The sequence below is a fragment of the Aurantibrevibacter litoralis genome, from assembly GCF_034651555.1.
GTDB classification, from domain to species: domain Bacteria; phylum Bacteroidota; class Bacteroidia; order Flavobacteriales; family Flavobacteriaceae; genus Aurantibrevibacter; species Aurantibrevibacter litoralis.
On sequence record NZ_JAYEEQ010000008.1, the window covers coordinates 55932 to 77484 of the forward strand.

Annotated in this window: 16 protein-coding genes; 7 read left to right on the top strand and 9 right to left on the bottom strand. The window is 40.1% G+C overall.

Annotated features, from left to right (window positions below):
- The 5 genes from U1E44_RS08675 to U1E44_RS08695 form a co-directional block, all read right to left on the bottom strand.
- Positions 1-2567, bottom strand: a 2567-nt coding sequence (locus U1E44_RS08675; RefSeq protein WP_322930678.1) for a thrombospondin type 3 repeat-containing protein, incomplete at its 3' end; no start/stop codon positions are given.
- Positions 2568-2586: 19 nt separating this feature from the next.
- Positions 2587-3048, bottom strand: coding sequence for a hypothetical protein (locus U1E44_RS08680; RefSeq protein ID WP_322930679.1), 462 nt, complete (start codon positions 3046-3048; stop codon positions 2587-2589).
- A 593-nt stretch (positions 3049-3641) separates the two neighbouring features.
- Positions 3642-4238 (bottom strand): Crp/Fnr family transcriptional regulator, encoded by a 597-nt coding sequence (locus tag U1E44_RS08685; RefSeq protein ID WP_322930680.1) that lies wholly within the window; start codon positions 4236-4238, stop codon positions 3642-3644.
- An 84-nt stretch (positions 4239-4322) separates the two neighbouring features.
- The gene (locus U1E44_RS08690; RefSeq protein WP_322930681.1) at positions 4323-4844 is read right to left on the bottom strand and encodes a 5' nucleotidase, NT5C type; all 522 of its coding nucleotides are present in this window, start codon (positions 4842-4844) and stop codon (positions 4323-4325) included.
- A gap of 52 nt (positions 4845-4896) precedes the next feature.
- Positions 4897-5775: a phytanoyl-CoA dioxygenase family protein gene (locus tag U1E44_RS08695; RefSeq protein ID WP_322930682.1), complete on the bottom strand. Its 879-nt coding sequence runs from the start codon at positions 5773-5775 to the stop codon at positions 4897-4899.
- Positions 5776-6053: 278 nt separating this feature from the next.
- On the opposite strand from U1E44_RS08695, the gene U1E44_RS08700 reads away from it, so the two are divergent.
- The 7 genes from U1E44_RS08700 (at position 6054) to U1E44_RS08730 (ending at position 14571) form a co-directional block, all read left to right on the top strand.
- Complete coding sequence (locus U1E44_RS08700) at positions 6054-7067, top strand: zinc-binding alcohol dehydrogenase family protein (RefSeq protein ID WP_322930683.1); 1014 nt, start codon at positions 6054-6056, stop codon at positions 7065-7067.
- 49 nt (positions 7068-7116) lie between these two features.
- Positions 7117-8769: a UxaA family hydrolase gene (locus tag U1E44_RS08705; protein WP_322930684.1), complete on the top strand. Its 1653-nt coding sequence runs from the start codon at positions 7117-7119 to the stop codon at positions 8767-8769.
- Between the two features lie 457 nt (positions 8770-9226).
- The gene (locus tag U1E44_RS08710; RefSeq protein ID WP_322930685.1) at positions 9227-10123 is read left to right on the top strand and encodes a mechanosensitive ion channel family protein; all 897 of its coding nucleotides are present in this window, start codon (positions 9227-9229) and stop codon (positions 10121-10123) included.
- A 460-nt stretch (positions 10124-10583) separates the two neighbouring features.
- Entirely contained in the window at positions 10584-13331 is a 2748-nt protein-coding gene (locus U1E44_RS08715) for a hypothetical protein (RefSeq protein ID WP_322930686.1), read from the top strand.
- Positions 13332-13521: 190 nt separating this feature from the next.
- On the top strand, positions 13522-13773 hold the full coding sequence (locus U1E44_RS08720) for a type II toxin-antitoxin system ParD family antitoxin (protein ID WP_322930687.1): 252 nt from the start codon (positions 13522-13524) through the stop codon (positions 13771-13773).
- Complete coding sequence (locus U1E44_RS08725) at positions 13760-14062, top strand: type II toxin-antitoxin system RelE/ParE family toxin (RefSeq protein ID WP_322930688.1); 303 nt, start codon at positions 13760-13762, stop codon at positions 14060-14062. Before U1E44_RS08720 ends, U1E44_RS08725 begins: the two co-directional genes overlap by 14 nt.
- Before the next feature lie 20 nt (positions 14063-14082).
- On the top strand, positions 14083-14571 hold the full coding sequence (locus U1E44_RS08730) for a DinB family protein (protein ID WP_322930689.1): 489 nt from the start codon (positions 14083-14085) through the stop codon (positions 14569-14571).
- 199 nt (positions 14572-14770) lie between these two features.
- On the opposite strand, the gene U1E44_RS08735 is transcribed toward U1E44_RS08730, so the two are convergent.
- The 4 genes from U1E44_RS08735 to U1E44_RS08750 all read right to left on the bottom strand — a co-directional run bounded on the left by U1E44_RS08735 (position 14771) and on the right by U1E44_RS08750 (position 21306).
- The gene (locus U1E44_RS08735; protein ID WP_322930690.1) at positions 14771-16021 is read right to left on the bottom strand and encodes an NAD(P)/FAD-dependent oxidoreductase; all 1251 of its coding nucleotides are present in this window, start codon (positions 16019-16021) and stop codon (positions 14771-14773) included.
- A 297-nt stretch (positions 16022-16318) separates the two neighbouring features.
- On the bottom strand, positions 16319-17326 hold the full coding sequence (locus U1E44_RS08740) for a 4-hydroxyproline epimerase (RefSeq protein WP_322930691.1): 1008 nt from the start codon (positions 17324-17326) through the stop codon (positions 16319-16321).
- Positions 17327-17510: 184 nt separating this feature from the next.
- Positions 17511-19436, bottom strand: a complete 1926-nt coding sequence (locus U1E44_RS08745; protein ID WP_322930692.1) for a DUF7133 domain-containing protein — start codon at positions 19434-19436, stop codon at positions 17511-17513.
- 10 nt (positions 19437-19446) lie between these two features.
- Positions 19447-21306 carry a 3-keto-alpha-glucoside-1,2-lyase-like domain-containing protein gene (locus tag U1E44_RS08750; protein WP_322930693.1) on the bottom strand — a complete coding sequence of 620 codons (1860 nt, stop codon included), beginning with the start codon at positions 21304-21306 and terminating at the stop codon, positions 19447-19449.
- Positions 21307-21553 lie beyond the last annotated feature (247 nt).

Sequence of the window (21553 nt, forward strand, 5' to 3'; positions counted from 1 at the left end):
GGAGTGCCATCGTTGTCATCGTCCAGATCGGTATTATCTCCCGTACCATCGCCATCCGTGTCGGTATCCTCGTTGGGGTCGGTGGGGAAAGCATCTTCATCATCCGGAGTGCCATCGTTGTCATCGTCCAGATCGGTATTATCTCCCGTACCATCGCCATCCGTGTCGGTATCCTCGTTGGGATCGGTGGGGAAAGCATCTTCATCATTGGGAACTCCATCACCATCAATGTCGGCATCGCATGCATCTCCAATACCGTCACCGTCTAGGTCAGCTTGATCGGCATTTGGGGTGGTAGAGCAGTTGTCCACCGAATCCAATATTCCATCACTGTCAAAATCCTCATCTACCTCATCTGTAACGCTTATTGTGATTATCGCTTCAAAGATGTTGTTGTCCGAGTCTGTCGTACGTACTCTAATGGAATAGGAAGTTTTGGTTTCAAAATCAAATATTGTAGTGGCCAATAAATTGGCACCATCAATACTAAAATGGGCATTGTCCGTATCACCGACACCTGTAACCAAAGCATAATCATGCGTGTCGCCTGTATCCGCATCAATCGTGGACAGTAGTCCTACCAACTGATTTACGGTATTGTTTTCTTGGATCGTATTTGGCGAAAGGGAGATTCCTGTTGGCGGATTGCTGATTTCCAAAACAGGGCTCATCGTAAAACTATGGTGCAATGTCCCAAAATTATTTCCTGCACCACCATCGGTAGTTCCGGAAGTTGAGCATCTCTTGAAAATACCTTGTTCTCCAGTGATTAGCGGGTTGGATGTAGATTCTTTAAGAACCACATAGTAGTTGGTATTTTCTTGAAGCACCGTACCTGCGGTAAACGTAAAACTAAAATCTGATTGAACAGTATTTGCAGGAACGGTGACGATTTCAGAAGCCTCCAATAAGGAATTGAATTTCAGAGCAGGGTTGGCCGAAGCAGGGTCGTTATCGGTTTCATGTAATTCCAACCATAAATCATAGCTGTTGGTCGCATTTGTGTTTTCCAACTGTAAGGTCACTGTTCTCAACGCCCCCGTAGTAACGGTGCGTATCGTTTGCCAGGCACCGCCCCAGCCAGTAGTACATGGAGCGTCTGTATTGCCTACGATTTCGGATTGCAGCGTGTGCGATCCACTCTCATTGGTTACAGTAATATAAAAATCGGTGGCACCGTTGGGTACGGTAACCTCTAAGGTATTGGCATCAACAACCGAAAACAGCGCATTAAGCGTACCAATGGCCACGTTGCTCGTGGTGCTAAAATTTGCTCCAGTTACAGTTATGGTCTCACCATGTGCAGCTGACTTCGGATTAAAATCGACAATAACAGGAGGAGCCTCCTTAGTAGTTAAAGTTTCTGAGATGACCTCTGTGTAGGCATCATTGACCCCATCAAAAAATTTAGAAACGAAATAAAAATCGTAAGTGGTTAATGCCTCCAAGTTTGACAAATGGAAGACGTGTTCCTGATTGGCCAGCATTGCTGCATTGCCAGCTGCCGCTACGGTAACGCCCCCATAATTGACTCCTGCTTCTATTTGGGTTTCTGTGGGCGGGGTTGATCCTTGTGGTACCGCAAGCCAATAACCCGTACCGGGTTGTACTGTGGTTGCGGCGTAGTCTGCCGAATTATACGTTATATTTTCAAACGCTCCAATAGCAGCACTGGCCACGCGCATAATGATTTCATCAATCTCCGGTAAGGTGCCGGCACCATAATACCAAATGAGTTCATCACTTTGGTTTACGCCCAGATCGTTGAACCTTACGTATAAGGCATACGAACCATCGCCAGTTGTGGTTATGGCATTGGTCGCCGGATTTTGAAGGTAGGCATTACTGAATGAACAACAATTGCTTATGGTTGAAAATGCTCTATCTGAATTACTGAAAAACAAAATAGCTTCTTGGGCGGTAGAGATTTTAATGGCTTTGGCTTGATCTGCCATACTGGTATTGCGAACAAACTCTTCATCAATCAAATTGCCTCTTTCTTTTGTAGGTCTATCTGAGCCGCCGACAAAATCATCCCTCGTACCTACCCAAAGCCGTACATTGCTAGCGTTGGAACCGCTAATATTAGTTATTTTGACCTTTATAGCAATATAGCCTTCAGGTTGCAATAACTCGAACAAATTCTCTACCCGGAACAATTGACCGCCAAGCGTAATTTCCCCGCTAGTTCTAATTTGACCAAAACCTTCTCCCGTGGTTGAATTGGTAATGGTAAATCCTGAGAAATCAAAGGTCTGATTAGCGAATATGGGGTTCTGGCTAATGGAGCCGTTAGTATTCCAACCTGAGGTGCCATCACCTCCAATGCCCCATGCAATATCTAGGGGAAAGGTACTGAATGTCAGCTTTTGCCATGTAGTACCATTGAAATAGAAGGGTTGCTGCATGTTCCCGGAATTGTTTATGGAATTTTCCGTTCCGTTCCCTACCCGAAGTCTGTTGTTATTTAAAATTCTGTTGGTTTGCCCCTGAGATGGGTTTAATCCCACAAAAACAACAAAGAGCAACAACAACCAAGGTAATTTTAGTCTTAATTTTGGTTTCATTTTTAGTTTGATTTTTAAATTAAAGTGTGGTTTTATCAATTGACCATTGGTCAGATTCTTTAAGTAATTTCAGTGTTGTATTGGAGGTTTTGGCAGATCCGTTGTCAGAATAGGTTAAATAAATCCCCACGAATGCGCTATCTCTATCTACAACTAGAGTATGTACAATAAAATAAGGCTGGTCGCCAAGGGAACTGAGTTCTTCTTTTTCTATCAAGGAAACGGGTATTCCGTTAATTGAAAACGCCTCTGGCAAATCCAGTTCCACACTATGGTGCAAAATGTAATAGTTTGATAGATGGGTAGCCTTTATTAGAGGTTCTTTCCAAAGACTTTCATGTTGCATGGCTATGGCCAGTACTGAAGCAACGTCCCTTTCGGAAGCGGATGATTTGTGTTCTTGTGCTGTCGCAATACAGAATACTGTAAAAAAGTAAAGCAACATCAATTTGTTCAATTGGATCGTTGTACGTGTCATCATAATTTTAATTAATTTGTAGGATTTAACTTATTTTGTGTAATCTTTTTCTGCTAACGTCCTACAACTTTTTCAAGTATAAAAAATCGTAAAACAACATGACATATGTCAATTTCATCGGTTTTTTAGATCACTTTATCGATTTTTTTAACAATTCGTCGATAAAAAGGGTAGATAAAAAATTTCTTGGAACCGACTATCCCCGAAGCAAGCCATAGAGGTATTTTGCCAGTTTCATTTTGGTCTTTGGGCCAAAAACCGAAATTTTGTATTTTACGTCAACCGGAACTGCAAAAAGGCAGTTCTGACCTCTCCAAAGGAGCGGTAAATAGGAAACCCCGAACCCCAAGGGTCGGGGAGTCTTTAGATTGAATAAGTTCGATTAGATCTATATTTCCTAAGCGGTATATGAAGCTTTTGCGTTGGGGTATAGACGACAATAACAATCTAATGCGCCATATAAAAATGAAGAAAGAAAGGTTTAAAATCTGGAGTTCGTTTGCTAAAGGCGTATCATCCTGTTCGCATCACAAATTAAGTAAATACAGAGTATAAGATCGAATTCAAAAGTGTAGGTAAGTGCCTACTGCACTAAACTACAGTCCATTTTTCAGTAGTCTCGACAAGGTTTCAGGGCGCATATTTAGAAAAGAAGCTAAATACTTCTTTGGAATCCTATCTATTATTTCTGATTTGGACGTTGCCCGATAATGATGCCACCGCCCTAATGCCGAAGGGATTCTGGCCAAATACGCTCTGTTTTCTGCGTGTAAATAGTAGTCTTCCATGAGAATACGGTTTAAATCCCTCATCTCCGGAAAATTTTTAAGACAGAAATGCATGTCTTCATAGCTTAAGTACACGCAATGGGTTTCTTCTAAAGCCTGTATGTTTTCCATGGCGACTTCATTTCTGAAATATCCGGTAATGGACGTAAAAATATCGTTGTCCGAACTAATCCATGTAGTAACCTCTGTTTCATCCGCCATAAAAAAACCTCGGACCACCCCTTTCTTTATCACATGAAGATTAGTACACACCTGTCCCTTCTTACATATGAGATCTCCCTTTGCAAAAACAGTACTTTTAATATGGGTCGCCAAAAAAGACTTCAACCCAGCACTTAAAGGAATAATTTCATTAAGGTAAATTACTATAAAAAGATTCTGATGCGGCTTTTTATTATGAGGCATATCTATTTGGTTGATGGCTTAAAATTAAAAAAATACCTCTTAAAAAAATTCATAATTCTTACAACGCATTTTAATATTCAAGAATTATAAAAGCTTATCCCCCAACTCTAACCATGTATTGGCGCGCTCAAAACCATTTGTATTGATATTATGGGGCGAGGTAAACATAATAGGTCTACCCTTAAATGTTTCTAAATTAAAGGTGCGGTCATCGATAAGGACATCCCCATGTAAAATATGCTTGTCGCCACACAAGATGCGCTTTTTCCAATGGATAAACGGAAAGTGGGCATCTAGCCAATGGTATTTTTCGATCAAAGATTTAGGGTATTGCATAGCTGCCGATGCAATATAGACTTCATATTTCTGAGAAAGTTCTTTTAACACGACCTGACTATCCTTTATAGGCTCTAATTCCATAAAAAAACCATCTAAGGATGCGTGCTTATGTATACTCTCTTGGCGATCTTCGGGCACGCATTGCCATACCTCGCGCCCCATACAGTCTGCTTCGGTTAGATTTTCATTGAAATCTGCGTTATATCGATCTATGTGCGCTTTAAAGGTATTCGCCATTACCTCGTCCATATCCACAAATAATGTCATAGCGTTCTTTTTTTTGCGAAGTACGCTAAAATAATTTAATTGTAAAATGGATTTAACGCTGAAAAATGAGAGGGAAAAACTTGCCCTCCATCTTTTCTCCTTTTTTTATGATAGGAACACCTTGTAATAAAACATCATTGGTGTTGCTCACCGTGCCGTCTGCAAAAACATTGAGCACAAATGCCCTGCGACTTCGCTCGGAAGTATTTGCATAAGAGCCATGAACCAATAAAGGGTGATGAAAAGTAGCATACCCTTTTTTAAGTTCTACCGGTACTGGAGTAAATTCTGCCTTTTGAGCCTCGGTTAAGTAGGCCATAATCCCATTCATTTCGCCAGCCAATTCGGGTTTATCTAATAATCCCCAACGATGACTCTTAGGGATATAATGCAAACACCCATTTTCTGTAGTCGCATCGTCTAAACCCACCCAGCAGGTAAGATGTTGCATGGCAATGGTGCGTGTCCAATACGAATAGTCTTGATGCCACGCCACTACTCCACCGTGTTTGGCAGGTTTGCAAAACAATTGATCGTGCCAAAACCGGACATCTTTATCGCCTAAAAGTTGACTTGCTACCATTAAAAAAGCGGGGTTCCATAAGACATCGTGAAAACCTTCTGCAATACGCCAATGCCCTAACGAATGAAACAAAACCGCTTCGGGATCCGTAGATTCATTCGAATGAAATTCATAAAACAGATGATGTGCCGGATGTTTAGGATCTGTTATTTCCGCAAGTTCCTTGTTCAATATGGCAATCTGTGTTTCATCCAACAATTTTATACCGGATAGATATCCATTTTCATGAAAAGAAGCCACTTGTTCCTCGGTAAGTCTATATTGTTCCCATTCTTCTTTAGCCTTGGGTTTGGAAAACATAGACGTTATAGGGTGGTGGTAATCTGCCAAATCTTTACTTTTTTCCATAAATGCTAAATTTAATGTTGCAATCTGCTATATATTTTCCGTTGCTCGGATTTTTTTCTACCTTCCCAATTCAAAATAAAATTGCTGCTGATCTCCTTCATCGCTTTAGAATAGATTTACAATGTTTGATTCTCCTAACCCTAAAAATACACAATTTACCATTATTTTACAGCTTGGTTCATCTATTGATAGTGTGAAATCTTATGAAAGTACATGATAGCTCCATAAAATAATTTTAGCACCTTAGCAGTAACCCATATTTTAAAACTATTCACAAAATGAAATACATTGTCTGTGAAAAACCGGGGAGGTTTCTCATGAAAGAAAAAAATAAGCCGGAACGTAACCCAGGGGAAGCCCTTTTGCGTATTAAAAAAGTTGGGGTTTGCGGTACGGATTTACATGCCTATTCCGGAAATCAGGCTTTTTTCACCTATCCTAGAATTTTAGGACATGAACTTGCCGCCGAAGTGGTTGCTATAGACGAAAACCAACAAGGCATACAGGTGGGCAACAAGGTAGCGATAATGCCCTATGTCAGTTGCGGTGTTTGTGTGGCTTGCCGTCAAGGGAAAACCAATTGCTGCGTTAATATGCAGGTTTTGGGCGTACATACCGATGGTGGAATGCAAGAGCAAATTTCTGTGCCTATAGATTTACTGCTACCCGCTCAGCACCTTCGCTTAGAAGAAATTGCCCTTGTAGAACCTTTGGCTATTGCAGCACATGCTTTAGCACGTGCGCAACTAAAAGCCGGCGAAACTATTGCTGTAATTGGTTGCGGCCCTATTGGTATTGGCATTATTAAGTTAGCGCAAATTGCAGGAGCTCATGTTATTGTAGTTGATGTAAATAAGCAGCGGCTACAGTATGTCCAGGATTATTTTGATGCAGCCCATTGCATTGTTGCTGATGAAAAAACTAAAGTGACCATTTCCGATATTACGAAAGGAAATCTGTGCAATGTGGTTTTTGATGCCACCGGCCATAAAGGTGCCCTAGAAGCCGGTATTAATTATATGGCACATGGTGGGAGGTATGTTTTAGTGGGACTTTCAAAAGGCGAACTTACGTTTCTGCATCCGGCCATACATGCTAAAGAAACTACCTTACTTTGCAGTAGAAATGCCACGATAACCGATTTTAAATATGTGATGGAAATTCTAGAGAAAGGACTTTTCCCAACGTCCTCATTTATAACGCATACCGTAGATGCTGCGCAAATGATTTCTCATTTTGATGGATGGTTAGATCCTTCAAACGGTGTTATAAAAGCCATGGTCAACTTTTAACTCGATATAAAGCGTTATTTTTAACCTTCTATTATAGCACAAGAAATTTATGAGTACTTCTTACCTGCAAATTCATCCTAAAGATAACGTTTTTGCTGCCCTCAAAGATTTACAACCCGGAACAAACATTCTTTATGGAAACGATAGCTTTCCGGTATTGGCTACAATTCCTGCAAAACACAAGTTTGCGGCCTTAGATTTTGAAAAAGGCGATCCTGTGCTGATGTATGGCTGCCTGGTAGGAAGAGCTACCCAAGTCATTAAAAGAGGTACACAATTGACTACTGAAAACGTAGTACACGATTCCCAAGCCTACAAGATATCAGGAGAAAAAAAATCTTGGCAAGCCCCGGATGTCAGCCAATGGAAAAACCGAACCTTTAACGGATACCATAGAACCGACGGTAGTGTGGGTGTGGCCAATTACTGGTTGGTGATCCCTTTGGTTTTCTGCGAAAACAGAAACGTGGAGGTCATGAAACAAACGCTGCTGAAAGCATTAGGGTATTCAACAAGCAATGATTTTATAGTAGATATAGATTCCTTGATTACCCAGTACAAAAATGGAAGTAGTGAGGCTGATTTATTAAATGCTAACCTCATAAAAACCTCAGAAGATATTAAATTGAATCGCACCTTTCCCCATGTAGACGGTATTAAGTTTTTGAACCATAACGGGGGTTGTGGCGGCGACCGACAGGATTCGGATACCTTATGCCATTTACTTGCCGGATATGTCACGAATCCCAATGTGGCCGGAGCCACCATACTGAGTTTAGGGTGCCAAAATGCACAATATAAAATCGTAGAGGAAGCTATCGCGCTTCGGGATGCTCATTTTTCGAAACCGCTTGTAATCATGGAGCAACAAAAGAGCAAAAGTGAGCGCCATTTCATTGAAGAAGCTGTTAAAAGAACTTTTTTAGGATTGATAGAGGCTAATAAAGTACTGCGACAACCGGCACCGCTGAGTCAGCTTGTACTTGGTCTAGAATGTGGCGGATCCGATGGTTTTTCGGGGATTTCCGCAAACCCCGTTTTGGGGTACACTTCTGATCTTTTGGTCGCTTTGGGAGCTACAACCATTTTATCTGAGTTCCCCGAACTCAATGGAGTGGAGCAAGAATTATTAAATCGATGTGAAACCCTTGAAAGTGCCGAAAAATTTTCCGCTCTCATGACTGCTTACTCCAAACGAGCGGTGGCGGTGGGCTCCGGATTTGAAAATAACCCTTCACCGGGCAACATAAAAGACGGGTTGATTACCGATGCCATGAAATCGGCTGGTGCCGCCAAAAAAGGAGGCACTTCACCGGTTACAGATGTATTAGATTATCCTGAAAAAGTTACAAAAAAAGGACTCAACCTGTTGTGTACTCCGGGCAATGACGTAGAAAGCACCACCGGGTTGGCAGGTGCAGGAGCTACCCTAATTGCCTTTACCACTGGGTTAGGAACCCCTACCGGAAATCCCATTGCCCCGGTTATCAAAATTTCCAGTAACAATACCCTATCAGAACGAATGAAAGATATTATTGATTTTAATACGGGCACTATCATCACCGGGGAAGACACGATTGAAACCAAAGGAGAAGCTTTGTTAGAATACCTTATTAAAGTAGCAAGCGGCGAAGAAACCACCGCTGCAGTACGCTTAGGACAAGATGATTTTATTCCCTGGAAGCGGGGGATTTCGTTGTAAGCGATAATTTAGTTGTCCGTTTTCAGTTGTCCGTTTTCAGTTGTCCGTTGTCCGCACCGATGGCGCGGATTTTCGCCCGATAGCGCAGATTTGCAATCTGTGCAAGCTATAAATAAGAAGGGTTCTACGGTAATGCTAGCTCAAATAAAGGGGAAATTGTCAAGAAGTATAAGGCACGGAAAATAGTTACGCCCCATCGGGTGCGGAATTACAATCCGTGCTACTATCACGTCCTGATAAAATCGATGCATTTCGTTTTTGACTTCCCCTATCCCCTCCCAAGGAGGGGGATAAAACACAACTACATTAATAATATAGTTTCGCATATCGCTATATACATGTAAAAACTGAGCATTAGATGCTGCCATTTTTGGATTGCGGCTCTTCTTGAAAATTTAAAAATAGTATCTTTGAGATGTTTCCGTTCGGAATATTCTTTTAATCAATGGTATAGCGCATGTTTAAAGATTTTGAAATCAGCAAGGCATTTGAAAAAGTAATCGATAAACTCTACGCCTGGGGCGAGATGATCATTTTAAAAACACCAAACTTTCTGCTGGCCATTTTCGTTTTTGTAGTGTTTTGGTATGCCGGTAAATACTTGGCGCATTTCATTAAAAAAGTGCTTTTAAAAAAGGTGGGGCAAGAATCTATAAAAGCCATTCTGGCCCGTACTGCCTTTATTGTAACTGTACTCGTTGGGTTTTTCAGCGCTTTAGCCATTTTAGATTTAGACAAAGTGCTTACTTCGGTTTTAGCCGGAGCCGGGGTGGTTGGTTTGGCCATAGGTTTGGCTTTACAAGGCACGCTGCACAATACCTTTTCGGGATTTATTCTATCTTTTTTACCTAATATTCAAATTGGCGACTGGATTGTTTCTAACGGCCATGAAGGCAAAGTGATCGATATTAACCTTAGAAGTGTTACCATTATGGAGGCAGATAATAATGCCGTGGTAATTCCAAATTCAAAAATTATTGATGCCCCTTTTAAAAATTTTAGTGGTACCCAACGCTCCAGAATAACCATAAGCTGCGGTGTTGGTTATGAGAGCGACTTAGCGCTGGTGAAGCAGGTAACTACAAAGGCAATAGAAACCCTGTACCCACAAAACCAAAATGAAGAAATAGAGTTTTTCTATACTGCGTTTGGTGATAGCTCTATTGATTTTATCATCCGATTTTGGACCGATGTTAACAACCGAAAAGATATGCTAGCAGCCCAAAGTTCTGGTATTATGGCTATAAAAGCGGCCTACAACACCCATAAAATTAATATTCCGTTCCCTATAAGAACCTTAGATTTTGACAAAAATAAATTCCGCTCAGAAACTCTAACCGTTAAAAAAATATAACTTTGGCAGTGCGTCGAAGGATAGTCTATACGATGTCGTAGTCCTTAATTTTGCAGCATTAAGGTCTCAAATAAAAAATTTCTTGAAACTGACTATCCCCGAGGCAAGCCATAGGGGAATACTTCTACTGCGCTCAGTACGGGTTTTGCCAGTTTCATTTTGGCCTTTGGGCCAAAACCGAAATTTTGTATTTTACCTCACCCGAAACTGCAAAAAGGCAGTTCCGACATCTCCAAAGGAGCGGTAAATAGGAAACCCCGACCCAAGGGTCTGGGAATCTTTAGATTGAAGAAGTCCGACAAGGAGTTTTGTATTTCTCAAGAAGTAAAAGGAACGGAAAAAATTTCCGCGCCGTCAGGCGTTGTCAAGAAATCTCTTTTCGATTTGTCATATCTGTTTACACGGATGCATTTTATTTTATCGTTTTTGTGCTTATTTTTAAAGAAAACTGGCGGTAGTCATGCTCAAAGCGCTTTTTTATGCAACTGTGCTCATTTATGCATTTTTATTCGCACAAATCGGTCATACACAAAATCCTTTGGAAAAGGAAACTGAAGTATTCGCAAATGCTGCAGATGCCGAAAAAATATACCTACAACTTTCCGGAACCACCTTTAATACCTCAGAAACCATTTGGTTCAAAGCCATAGTAACGGATGTAATTGACCACATGCCTACAACAAAAAGCGGCGTACTTCATGTTGAGTTGATTGACCCATTGGAAAACCGAATAGTTGACAAAAATCTTTTAAAGATAAGTGGTGGTGTCGCTAATGGATTTTTTCAGTTGCATTCAAGTTACCCAGAAGGCAAATATATGGTTAGGGCATACACAGAATGGAACAAAAATTTTGGTTCGGATTTTATTAACTCTATTCCTATTCATCTATATCGATTACAACAAGCTGATGGCAAACCCAATCCCATTCGGGATATAGTATTCACAAAAGACCTAAATTCCAGTACATTTTCTTTATCATCTACCATTGCAGTTAAGGCGTTGGACAGTCTTCATACTGGTGATGCCATGTTATACATGCGTTGGGAAGGGGGAAAAGACTCTATTGTTATAAAACCAAAAAAAAAGGAACTGAACATAAACACACAACATAAGGTTCCACTAAATGTCCCAATAGTACATTACCGGTTACAGACCAAAAATGAGGTGTTCACAAAGGCCATAGTCCTTGATGAAGAATACGGCTCATTACAGTTTTTTCCTGAAGGTGGTTCTTTGGTAGAGGGTTTACAAAGTGTAGTTGGATTTAAGTATGTAGATTATCGGGGAAAGGGCGCAGAAATCCAAGGAACTATAGAAGATAAAAACAATACTAAAGTTGCCGAATTTAAAAGCAATGCGTTGGGGATGGGCAAAGTAATCCTAACACCGGAAGCAGAAAAGACCTATTATGGTGTTTTAACTACCAAAAGCGGGAATACGTTTAAGTACGAATTGCCCAAAGCAAAAAAGACAGGTCAGGTTTTCAGTTTGATTAATAAAGGATTAGATAAGGAATTAAGAATTTGGAACAAAGAAAAGAATAGGGATAGTGTCTTTATCAAGCTGTTCCACAGGGGCAAGAACCTTTTCGGGATTAAGGCCAGATTCAGAAATGGGATGTTTTCCTATAGAGTTCAGCCAGAAGACCTTCCCCACGGGGTTATTGGAATTACGGTCTTTGATAAAAATTATGGCCCCGTGGCAGAGCGTCATTTTTTCAATGAACGTAATGAACAAAACCTTGATATAACCATAGAAACGGATAAGGATCGCTATGCTGTTCGGGACAGCGTTCAAGTTTCCATATCTACACGGCAAAATGGACAATCCATACCAGCCTCGGTCTCTGTTATGGCAGTTGAATCCAGTTATTTCTATGGCACCAATCTGGAAAGGAACACTATTGTCTCCTACTTTTTGTTGCAATCTGATATAAAGGGAACGGTTGAAAACCCATCATACTATTTTGAAAATACCAAAAACTTGACCGACCTGGATGATTTAATGTTGACACAGGGTTGGACCAACTATAAATACAAAGAGAGGAAAAAGCCAAAACTTGTTGATGCTGAAAAAGGTTTGGAAATAAAAGGTACTGTCGATGATCTTCAAAGAGTAAGCAAAAAGGGCATAACAAAGAAGAACGAATATGATTTAAATATACTCCTAATGGAAGAACCCATAGAGGTTTATACACTAGAGACTGATAGTACAGGGTATTTTAGGTTTGGGTTGGGAGACAGCTATGGACTCGGCAGAAATTTTGTGATACAGCCCTCGGATGCGAGCAACAAAAGGGGTGACCTAAAAATAAACATCAAAGAGTACGAAGTCCCTGAAATAGCCTACGGATTGGAAAAAGTCATTGTTCCTGTAGATAGTATTGTCGAAAAGAAAATGTTCCAAAAGATGGAAGAGGATATAAAAGAGGATCCTTTGCTCTTGCCAAATACCATAGCGCTGGATGAAGTAGTGGTGAGTGATTATAAGGTTACGCCAGAGCGGGCTGAAATGGTAGCACTTCATGGGATTCCGGATGTGGTCATCGACAACAGAGAGTTGGTAAACAAACAAAAGAACTGGACAAATAACCTTTACAGATGGTTGCTTTTCAATTACCCAAAGGATATAAAGGTTGAACGGCTCCGAAACGGTCTAGGGTTTGAAATTGCCTACGTTTATGGTGCGGATTGGACCTACGTGGTTATAGATGGTATTCCCGTACATGAGCGGGATTATCATCTCATCGGTAATATTCCGGTAAGAGCGGTTAAAAGTGCAGAAATCATTCGAAATACAGGTACGGCAAATAAATACCACCGTCAGGTTTTTGATTGTGCACCAGTATGTCCACCTCCACCGTTTCCTGCCATACTTGCCATTTATACCTATTCGGGAAAAGGTCTGTATGGTGCTTTCCCCAAATCCAACACTACCAACCTTATAAATGACACAGCTCCCCAATTTACTCCTATCCGCGAATATTATGTTCCCGAATATCATGAACCCTCAAAAATAGACTGGAATGTTCCTGACAGGCGCACACTGCTGCATTGGAAGCCTAATATGGTTACCAACAGTTACGGTCTGGCAAAAACAAGTTTTTTCAATGGCGACCTTACCGGAAAAATGGTGCTTATCTGTGAGGGGATTACTTCAAATGGAAAAGTAGGGTATTCCCAACTGTTTTATGAAGTGGAGAAGTAATGCAAGGAAAAAATTCGACACTATCGGGTTATTAAGCCATCAGTTACTAACAATTCTTCATTTTTTAACGGACCAGAATAGGATCTTGGTGAAAAACACCAACAACGACGATAAACAGTTTATTCCTCGATAGTTGTTTAAATTGAATTTTATTTCTAACTTGAACCAGTATTAATACTATTGGTTCATTATGGCGGTAATTAGAAAGTCCATCACCTTTACAGAACAACAAGAGGCGTACGTAAAAAGCTTGATTGAACAGGGTTTTTATACGAATGATAGCGAATATATCAGGGATATTATTCGAAAAGATCAGGAACGAAGAAAGCAAATAGTAGATTTGAACGATGCGCTAATTGAGGGAATGGAGAGCGGCCCATCGGATGCCACCATAGATAGTATATGGGAGGAGGCCATAAACGAGCACAATGACGAACAATAAATATGTCATTAGTGCCAAAGCAAGGAGCGATATAAAAGCCATTGCCAAATACACCTTAATAGAATTAGGAAAGCGTCAATCTTTAAAATACGCACATGGGCTAAAGGAAATTTTACAGGAACTGGCAAATAATCCCGAACTAGGTAAGCGCTATGTGGCAGTTAAAAATCAAATGCTGTTTCGGTTTAGATATCAATCACATGTGGTGTTTTATTATAAGGGCCAAAATGAAATATTCATAGTTAGAGTTCTTGGTGGCATGATGAACTTTTCAAAACACATAAAATAAACTTCACAAAGAACAACAATTTGAGAGTTTTAATCCAAGAAATCAGCAATCAACTTCTAGAGATACAGGAAGCAAAAATTTGGCTAGGTGAAAATTTTTCCAAAAAGCTAGCCATGGTTGATGAAACTGAAGTATTTACCAGACCCTTGCCTAACCTTCATAGCATAGCCGAAATTATCTCCCACCTCACCATTTGGAGAAAAGAAACAATACTTAAGATTAATAATGGTAAAGGCTCTTTGATAGACAATGGTGAAGAAAGCTGGCTTACCAACGACCTTTTGATTGAAATAGGATGGAAGAAAATCTTAAAGGAATACAAGGATTCGTTATTAGAAGTTATAGCCTTATTAGAGAACAGAGAGGATAGTTTTTTGGTTCAGAAATACTATGATAATGATTTTAAGGGATGGCATGAATACCGATTTGTTCTAAACGGAATGCTTCATCATGATATCTATCATTTAGGACAACTTGGAATAATTATTAAATTATTAAAACTAAATTGAAAGTTTTGGTTTACATAAGATTATAATCCGCAATTGAATCTAGCATCTTGCTTGTGTCCTACTGTAAAACATTATTATTTTAACGTTGAGAAGACCTTCAAGATAAGGTAACGGTCTCGATCCTCCTACGGCGGACTGGTACTTTTTTTTAACTTGTGGAAAAGCAAGTTTAAAAAATCGACCTGACACTCTAGGTGAATTAAAACCTCCTATCCGGAGCAAAAGGTGCAATATCCATCGATGTCTTTTTATTCGCTATAATTTCAGAAACCAGTTGCCCCGTAGCCGGACCCAGACTCCATCCCATCATGGCATGTCCGGTAGCAGAAACAAGGTTTTTAAACTTGGAAGATCTGCCGATATAGGGTAAACCATCGGGTGAAACCGGGCGTAATCCGCTTTGGGCTGCCATTTTTTCTTCATCATTAATTTTTAGTTCCGGATAAAAATAGGTGGCAGCTCTCGCAATAGCTTCAACGCGTTCTTTCCGAATAATTGAATTGACACCCGAAAACTCCATAGTTCCGGCAAAACGAGTAAAACCGTTCATGGGGGTAACGGCTACCTTGGCTTCCATTAAAATGGCAGGAAGTTGAATTCCCGTAGCTTGCGCAACATTAATTCGATACCCTTTCCCGGCTTGCAAAGGAAGATTCAGTTGGAGTTTCTTTGCCAAATTACCACTCCAGGATCCTGCAGCTAAGACAAATTCATCGGCTTTATAGTTTCCCTTAGTAGTAAGAACTTCAGCTAGGGTCTGATTGTTGAATTTGATATCGATAACTTCTTCATTCGTCTTAATAACCACTCCATTTTCTTTCAGAAAATTGACCAACTTCGGCATAAACTCGGTGGGTGTCATATGTCCGTCGCAAATATAATGTATGGCTCCCTGAGCGTCTATTTTTACATTGGGCTCCAATGCGTCTAATTCTTTTTTGTTCAATTGGGCTACTTCAAGACCCAAAAATTTTGCTTTTTCGGCCACTTCCATTTCATGTGCTCCTGCCTTATCGGTTTTGTACAACATCAACAGACCCTTGCGCTCCAATTGAAAAGAACCCAAATCGCCGCTAGTTTTGATGCCTTCAAACAATGCTCTACTGAGGATATTAATATCTTTAATCACCGGAATAGCTTTTGCTACTTTTTCTTTGGTTGATGCCCTGTGAAAATACCAAGTCCATTTAAAAAAATCGGTGTCCCAGCGGGGTTTCATATAAAACGGACTCGCCGAATTGAACATCCATTTTATGCCTTTGGCAATCATACCGGGAGATGCCAAGGGAATAATATGACTTGGAGTAATGTAGCCGGCATTAACAAAAGAGGCTCCAGAGGTAATATCCGATTTATCAATAACGGTTACCTGATGTCCTTCCTTGTGCAAAAAATAGGCAGCACTGAGTCCTACAATACCCCCTCCAATAATTACAACATTTTTTTCCATAAATTAAATAGTATTAAACCCCAACGCCATCCCAAAACCTTTTCAAACTCGATCGGTAAGTAATTAACCTATATCTTCTCGTCCGCCGAAGCGATACGCAAAGGAATATAATATTTCTTCAAACTTGCCTGTTACCGAAGCGAACTAAAGGTATAGTACGCAAGTTTCATTTTCAGCTTTGCACCAAAAACATAAATTTTATATTTCACCTCACCCGGAACTGCCCTTTGCAGTTCCGACCTCTCCCAAGGAGCGGTAAAGCGGAAACCCTGAGCCATGGCTCGGGGAATCTTTAGATTAAATTACCTGAAACCCGTAAGCGTACGGATCGTCTTCATCAATTACAATTGTATTATGTCCGTAAATTTTAGCCCACCCTTTGATACCGGGAACAATAGCCGGAATACCCGCCAGACTCGTCTCTTCTTCAATTGTTCCTATAAATTGCGAACCAATATAGCTTTCGTGAATAAATTCTTGTCCCATTTTTAATTTGCCTTTGGCATGCCACTGCGCCATGCGTGCGGAAGTTCCGGTGCCACAAGGCGATCGGTCAATTGCTTTATCTCCGTAGAAAACAGCATTTCTAGCCGTTGCATTGGGTGCCAAGGTAGCTCCAGTCCACAGTATGTGACTTACATCCCGAATATGGGTATCCTCCGGATGAATAAATCTATCAGAATATTTTAAATTGATTCTTTCCCGAATTTCTTGACTAAACTGCACCAATTTCCCGGCGGAAAAATCCTGGATGCCTGAAAAACATTTCTGCGGATCTACAATAGCGTAGAAATTACCCCCAAAGGCCACATCAAAAACGAGTTCACCTAAATCCGTACTTTCAATAGTGAGTTCGGAAGCCGCCAAATATGATTTTACGTTGGTTAGTTTTACCCAATCTACCTTTTTCCCTGTTTGTTGGTATTCAATGAGCACTAATCCGGCAGGTGTTTCCATCCGAACCTTTCCGGGTATTTTGGGTTGCAGCAACTCTTCCTCTATACCAATAGTTATGGCACCTATAGTACCATGTCCGCACATAGGCAAACAGCCACTTGTTTCAATAAAAAGGATGCCAAAATCATTAGCAGGATCGGAAGACGGGTAAAAAATACTACCACTCATCATATCATGTCCGCGGGGTTCAAACATCAACCCTTTTCGAATCCAGTCGTATTCCTTTAAAAAATGTTGACGCTTCTCTGCCATGGTTGCCCCTTTAAGATGAGGCCCCCCGTGCTTTACAACTCTAACAGGATTGCCACAGGTGTGAGCATCGATGCAAACAAATGTATTCCGCGACATATAAAAACACTATTTTACGCCAAAACTACACGTAATGTAGTACGTTGCTCAGGTTAGTACAAATATATTGTTTATGAACTACCTTTTTCAAAAAAAAAGTACGGTTGCTAAATGTATTTAGGCTGTTTCCTATTTGTCAAAACGTAATGAAGATATTGTTTCAGATTTCAAAAGTAAGCCTTTCTTAGTCCCCCATGCGTAATGAATTTATCCATGCTGCTATTTTTAGGGCATCTTCCCGTTTCACTTGTGGCATTGGTGCCATTGGTGTTGCGTACTCTGGCCAGTTAGAAGGTTCGGGATTGTATATTAGTTCTACTATTCTTTCATTGGAATATTTTCGTTTTGCAACATCTACATAGGCAGGCCCCACTTGTTTTTTGTTTACTTGGTGGCATGCGATACATGTATTACTTTGTAATAGTGGCATAATTTCCTCGGTGGTTAATACCTTGGTGGCTGCTACCGTTTTAGTTACCGTTGTTTTTCTAATTGTCTTTTTAGATGTCATGCGCTTGGTGCTCAACGAGCTTAGTGCCACCTTAGCCCCATCGGGAATATTATTTAAAGTATAAAAACCTTGTGGATGCAGCACAGGAAGGTTTTCTTTTAAAGACATGACGCCAGGTGTGTTTATTTCATAAATATAGTATTGCCGCAAGTTTTCTACTACCAATCGAACTTTTAATAAGTCATCGGATACTTTTACTCCTTTAATCTTTAAATCTTCTTCATTGATGGTTGGGCTGCCATAGACGGAATGATATTTATAAGTAAATGAACGCCCGGTATAACTATCCAAATCTTCTGCGGAATCTCTATTTATTGGTTTTGTGAATTCAATTTCAAAACCGTCGGGCATGGCTTTTATCGTTTTCATTTCCATGGGTACATCGCCTGTCCACACCAATCGTTGAAACCCGGAATCTTTAGGTCCCGCAGAGCCCCAACCTCGGTTGGTTTCACCTATATAAAGTGAACCATCATTACCATAAGCCATGCGCAGCACACCGGATTGAAAACCCGACTTAAAATCGAAAGAAACACCTTGATATACTCCTTTTACTTTCTCTAAAAAAACACGCATTATCTTACTTTGACCCTGATCACCCACAAAAACTTGTCCGCCAAATGGCCCAAATTTGCCTTGAGTTTCATCCATAATAATCTCTGAGGTAGAAATTCCCTGTATAGCATGAGGCAACCAAACGGCCGGTAACTTTATTTCCGGAAAACGTTTTTGGGCGTCTGATAGTAACAGCGGATTTGTTTCATCCTGAATATTCTCCGGCTTTACAGCTCTCCCTTCTTTGGTTATACGACGTTCGTCAAAAGCAGCATAAAAATCCTCTTGTTTTCGTTTAACAGGTGATATGGGATCTTGAGACCAGCGCAATCCTGCCGGATGACCCGTAAAATCCCCCTTTTCTAAATGCCAAATAGCACCACTTCCCTTCCAATCACCCTGATTATCTGCATAGAATAACTCATCGTTAACGATGCCTAATCCTGCAGGAGAACGCATACCCGTTGCCCAAGGTTGCAATTGACCGTCTTTTGTAATTTTGAGTGTCCAGCCCCTCCATGGTACACGACTCTCACCGCGCCACCATTCTTGATCGCCGAAAGCCACATTAGTGGAAACGTAAAAATTACCGTCCGGAGAAAATTTAGGGCCAAAAGAATACTCATGATAATGCCCTGAAAGAGGCCATGCATAGATGGTTTCATATTGATCTGCCTTGTCGTCTCCGTCTGTATCTGAAAGCTTTGTGAGTTCGCCTCGTTGTGCCACAAAGAGTGCATTATCTCGGTATGCCAGTCCTAGCGGCTCATGCAAACCGGAAGCAAACAAAGTAAATCTTGGCAAGCTATTATCTTCCAAAGCAGCATTTTCAATAAACCATACATCGCCTCTTCTGGTACAAATAGCCATTCTACCATCTGGAAGCGTTGTAACACCACCCACTTCTAAAAGCATTCCCTCTGGAACCGGAATGTTAATTATGCGATAATAATCATCTTCAGTTTGTATATTGGATTGAGCCCGTATAGTCTGCACCACTAGAAATGAGACTACGATTATAAAAAGTGAATTAAATTTAATCATGATTTTTGAGTTACCAAATTATAGAATATGTTATAGGAGAAATGCTAGGACTTACTAACATAAGTTCTCCTAGCTCATTTTTAGCAATATGTGCTCTAGTTCCATTTTCCAAATGGATATAATATGACTGATTGACCACATACAAGCTATCGGTTAATTTTTGAATGTTTTGCCCATGGGCAAGTTTAAATTCCGGACTATTCTCTTTTGGTACATTTTCAAAAGTAACTTCTCGTATAAGATGTTTCTTACTAGTATCCGGATAAATTTTATCCTTTACTTTTACGCCCATATCATTATACAAAAAAGTAGGTATTCCTTGTTCATCTAAAGTGTATCCTAAGCTTTTAAAAGAATCCCCATTACTAGTAGTAAATGCGCTTTCTTTAGATAAATATGTAACCACTCCCCTTGGCTGGTAAGAACCGTCGCCTCTATTGTGCCACATGGGGGTTGCATCAATAAAGGCACCCTTCCACACACAGGCTATATTACCTGAAGCCAGATTATATACATAATGTAATTCTGACGGATCACCGACTGCAATGGTATGGGTAAGACGTTGATCCCGGTCTTTTTCATAATCCAAAAAAGCTCTTAAATGTTTGGGTGAAGCCCCTACATTCACATAAATTGGAGCAACAAAATCGCCATCGGGCGGATATGAGGTTATATGGTGAAAACTTTTGGAAAGTGTATTCTCACTTTTAATTTCCAACCCAAGTTTAGGCTCTAACCACCCAACTGTTTTGTAATACACTATTTCTAAAGGATATATCCCTTCTTCTAAAGTTAGTGTACCTGTAGCCACAGACCAATCATCATCACTTAAAACTACATTGTTTACCTTTAAGGAAGCCGAACCATTACAAGAAACTTTAAAGGTATAGCTTCCACTTTCCGCTATAGTTACCATACTTTCATAGCGAACGCCAAAATTATTTTTGGTGGCAGATACTTTAAAAGTTAACTCATTTAAAGTACCTGATGAAACAGGTTGGGCATTAAGAACATCCGTATCTGTCTTAAAATCTCCTTGGTAAGCCTCGTAGCTAAAAGGCGTTAATGCTACGGTTGACTCTTTTAATAGTTTATATTTAAAATTCTTTATAGCAACCGGACCGTGATCACCTTGTATCATAATTGGCCCTACCGCTTTCTCGTTATTTTCTATGGCACCCCCAGTAGGTAAAGGAATTTCTACGTTTTGATGAATGGTAATACCGTTAAGCGTTGCCTGTACTATTTTCGCGTTTGCTACCTTATTACCATCACTATCAAATCGAGGTGCTCTAAAATTAATGGTTAAATGTTGCCATAAACCGGGAGCTTTTGCAGCATTAGATAGTGGTGCTTTACCTAGGTAAACTTTTCCTTGTTCCTTTTCCCAATTGCGATAAATGCCTCCCATATCGGAATATTTAGGGCTTTTTACACCATAACTATCAAACAATTGTATTTCATACCGTCCTTGAAGATAAATTCCGGAATTAGAACCTTTTGGCAACATCACATCAAGCTCCAATTCCATATCTCCATGTTCCCATTGGGTAATTAAGGCGTCTTTACTGTTCTCATTATTAACATTAAGAAGTATCCCTGATCCCTCAGTAAATTGCACTGCTTTAGGAAGTTCTGTTGCCTCTTGTTTCTTCCTTTTCTCCTTTTTCTTTAGGGGTAAGCTTTCCTTATGGGTTACCGCTACCAAAGGATTCATAACCACATCACCGACCAAAAACCAATTTCCAGCCTGCGCTTTAAACGAATTTAAATCGGTGAACGATTGTTGCGTAAACCCATCTTGGGCAAATGTAAAAAAGCCAAAAAAATACAGCACAAAAGCCGATACTATGTGTTCTTTAAAATTCATATTTATTTATCTACAATTATAAAATTTAAAATTAGGTTAGATTCTATTGGCATGTGCCGAAAAAGCTGAAAAAAAACATAAAATACATGAATTTGATGATTTTAGTCCTCCTCTTTTACTTTAAATAAGATAGATTGAGTTTATCGTATGCCTAAGACCCTATTGTATGCTTAGTAAAAAATAAACCATTAGCGATTTCCAATCTCTAGTTTTCTCAAATAATGAATTGAGAAAAGAGCCACCGATG

What these genes read in the sequence shown, in the direction of transcription:
- U1E44_RS08720 (WP_322930687.1), top strand. Translation starts at nt 13,522, where the DNA reads ATGGCGGTAATTAGAAAGTCCATCACCTTTACAGAACAACAAGAGGCG.
- U1E44_RS08735 (WP_322930690.1), bottom strand. Translation starts at nt 16,021, where the DNA reads ATGGAAAAAAATGTTGTAATTATTGGAGGGGGTATTGTAGGACTCAGT.
- U1E44_RS08685 (WP_322930680.1), bottom strand. Translation starts at nt 4,238, where the DNA reads ATGCCTCATAATAAAAAGCCGCATCAGAATCTTTTTATAGTAATTTAC.
- U1E44_RS08725 (WP_322930688.1), top strand. Translation starts at nt 13,760, where the DNA reads ATGACGAACAATAAATATGTCATTAGTGCCAAAGCAAGGAGCGATATA.
- U1E44_RS08705 (WP_322930684.1), top strand. Translation starts at nt 7,117, where the DNA reads ATGAGTACTTCTTACCTGCAAATTCATCCTAAAGATAACGTTTTTGCT.
- U1E44_RS08740 (WP_322930691.1), bottom strand. Translation starts at nt 17,326, where the DNA reads ATGTCGCGGAATACATTTGTTTGCATCGATGCTCACACCTGTGGCAAT.
- U1E44_RS08700 (WP_322930683.1), top strand. Translation starts at nt 6,054, where the DNA reads ATGAAATACATTGTCTGTGAAAAACCGGGGAGGTTTCTCATGAAAGAA.
- U1E44_RS08745 (WP_322930692.1), bottom strand. Translation starts at nt 19,436, where the DNA reads ATGATTAAATTTAATTCACTTTTTATAATCGTAGTCTCATTTCTAGTG.
- U1E44_RS08695 (WP_322930682.1), bottom strand. Translation starts at nt 5,775, where the DNA reads ATGGAAAAAAGTAAAGATTTGGCAGATTACCACCACCCTATAACGTCT.
- U1E44_RS08680 (WP_322930679.1), bottom strand. Translation starts at nt 3,048, where the DNA reads ATGATGACACGTACAACGATCCAATTGAACAAATTGATGTTGCTTTAC.
- U1E44_RS08750 (WP_322930693.1), bottom strand. Translation starts at nt 21,306, where the DNA reads ATGAATTTTAAAGAACACATAGTATCGGCTTTTGTGCTGTATTTTTTT.
- U1E44_RS08715 (WP_322930686.1), top strand. Translation starts at nt 10,584, where the DNA reads ATGCTCAAAGCGCTTTTTTATGCAACTGTGCTCATTTATGCATTTTTA.
- U1E44_RS08690 (WP_322930681.1), bottom strand. Translation starts at nt 4,844, where the DNA reads ATGACATTATTTGTGGATATGGACGAGGTAATGGCGAATACCTTTAAA.
- U1E44_RS08710 (WP_322930685.1), top strand. Translation starts at nt 9,227, where the DNA reads ATGTTTAAAGATTTTGAAATCAGCAAGGCATTTGAAAAAGTAATCGAT.